At 44.9% G+C, this 2,414-nt stretch carries 1 protein-coding gene and 1 pseudogene; one reads left to right on the plus strand and one right to left on the minus strand.

Annotation, left to right across the window (positions count from 1 at the left end; translation table 11 throughout):
- Positions 1-259: helix-turn-helix domain-containing protein (locus BG55_RS11035; RefSeq protein ID WP_034937556.1), on the minus strand; the 259-nt coding region annotated here is incomplete at its 3' end.
- Between the two features lie 94 nt (positions 260-353).
- On the opposite strand from BG55_RS11035, the pseudogene BG55_RS11040 reads away from it, so the two are divergent.
- Positions 354-860, plus strand: a pseudogene (locus tag BG55_RS11040) (tyrosine-type recombinase/integrase); the annotation flags it as partial.
- Positions 861-2,414: the final 1,554 nt, after the last annotated feature.

A 2,414-nucleotide genomic window follows, 5' to 3' on the forward strand; every position in this document is an offset into this window, starting at 1 on the left:
GCTCAAAAGGCCAATGTCGTGAGCGTCCTGCAGGTAAAGATTTCAGACCTTCAGCACCCGACAGTGTGAACCAGTGGATCCAGCGCCCGACGGAAGAACGAGCACAACAGAGTGTTCTGGCAACGTTGCTGACACTGTCACCCCGATGCAACATCAGCATAGCGGTAAGCCTGCGGGCATGATTTTTATCACGTGTTCGCTGAATCGCTTTTTGCATCAGGCGTCGTTCGCCACGGGGTATTGGTGCTATGATCGGCATCGCTCAGTCCGGTTGGTGATTTGTTTTGATTTGGCGATTGATCAGATCGCACAATCCGGGCTGAGTTCCCTTAAAGTGATCTACTATTCCGCGCAGCTATTTAGCCCCTTTGGAAATCAAACGCCTTTTGGATTCCTGCGCTGATTCACAAAGTCCAAATCTTTTACTGATATCTAAAATATGCCTGGCTACCGGTGCTCGCTGGAGTGAAGCAGAGAATTTGCAGGGACACCAGATCACAAAGCACCGCATCACCTATACAAAAACTAAAGGTAAGAAAAATCGGACGGTGCCAATCTCGGAAGAACTCTATGATGAGATCCCCAAAAAACGAGGGAAATTGTTCGCCCCTTGCAGAAAAGCATTTGAGCGGGCGGTCAAACGAGCCGGGATAGAATTACCAGAAGGGCAATGTACTCATGTTTTGCGCCATACATTTGCCAGCTGTTTTATGATGAACGGCGGAAACATCCTGGTATTGCGAGATATTTTAGGTCACGCAGATATTAAAATGACCATGATTTACGCTCACTTTGCCCCGGATCATTTAGAAGATGCAGTCACCAAAAACCCTCTTCATAACCTTAGCTGGAAACGCTAAATTGTGGCGGCATTTTGGCGACAGAGGATTAAAATTGCATAAATCACTCAAACACCAAACAAAACCAAGCGCATGATTTAATTGATAAATCATTGTTTTCAATACCCTTGAAATGGTATGTAGTAATTTCGGACGCGGGTTCAACTCCCGCCAGCTCCACCAAAATTCTCCATCGGTGATTACCAGAGTCATCCGATGAAGTCCTAAGAGCCCGCACGGCGCAAGCCCTGCGGGCTTTTTTGTGCCTGCGATTTGTCCCGCAAAGTCTGATTGTAAGTATCCTCTTTAATGCAAAGTCTTTCTGCCGCGAATCACTGGTAAGCGGCCCCCGGCAGAAAGACTGGCTGATATGACCAGTACGTTGGCCAGACGTCCATGCGTGTCGGTTAGTTGGCCATTATGGCCGTCAGGTACTGTGTAGCATGGCGAGGCTGAGTTGAGTTGTTGCAGGAGCCCGTTTAGCACTCTGTGCGACGGTTTGTTGCTCCCCGTTCGTCTGATTAAGACGAACGCCTCAGTACCTGAACGATTTTCTCCTTATTTCATGTAGTTAAGACTTGAAAAAGTCATTAGTTAATTTTTGCGTTTTGCGGACGTCCGTGAAAACGGACGCAAAACAGAGTACGTATTAAACGAAGCGATTTGGTGATTCCCGTGAAACCATTCTTAAAATCGCGGTTGAAGGCACGTATTATGTGGTGTTGAGGTTTACCGCTTTGCGGCGTCACTTGTTACTCGTTTCACTCGAACGCAAGTGACGCCGCGCTCCTCTGCTCACAATGCCGTCGTGGAAGATGCCCAAATGTTCCAAATGGTCAATACTCACGTCGCAAAGTTTGCATCGAATACAGTCGCCAGGATTCGGGACGAAACGAAGAAAACAGACCTTACAGGTCCATAAGAAAGCGCTGCGAAGGCAGGCTGATAGTTGAGTAAAATCCTTTATTGCGCTTGACGCAATCTCCATTCTCAAAGGCTGACGGCTTTACCGCCCGAAGGCGTTCATCTCAAATCACCGGAGCATTGGCATGTTGCGTATTGCAACGGTACATCGGGGGTGATAGTAGATTGGACGGCGATTCTTTTTCAAGTAAGATTTTCATTGAAAAAAAATTCATATCAATTCCATCTGCCACGCTCTTTATGATTCGATTCACTTTCCTGTTAAGGAATAAAATTTTATTGCTCTCGTATAACTGAGAGAATCCTCTCATTTTTTCATGCTATGAATCAAAGTTCGGATTATAGAAAATGAAGAAAAATAAAATATTCCATTGCATAGAAGCAAAAAAAAGCTAATGATATAGAATAACCATAGTGAAAAGGAATGTCCGTATGACAAAGAATTATTTTATCAAAAATATACCTTGGGGTATTATTTGCTTTGTTGCCATTTCATATATTTTCCAAGATGACTGGCAAAAATCCAGCTATGTAATCATTGTCTTATACTCAGCAGCTAAATAGCTGCGCGGAATAGTAGATCACTTTAAGGGAACTCAGCCCGGATTGTGCGATCTGATCAATCGCCAAATCAAAACAAATCACCAACCG

Source organism: Erwinia mallotivora, assembly GCF_000590885.1.
In the GTDB taxonomy this organism is placed as follows: Bacteria; Pseudomonadota; Gammaproteobacteria; order Enterobacterales; family Enterobacteriaceae; genus Erwinia; species Erwinia mallotivora.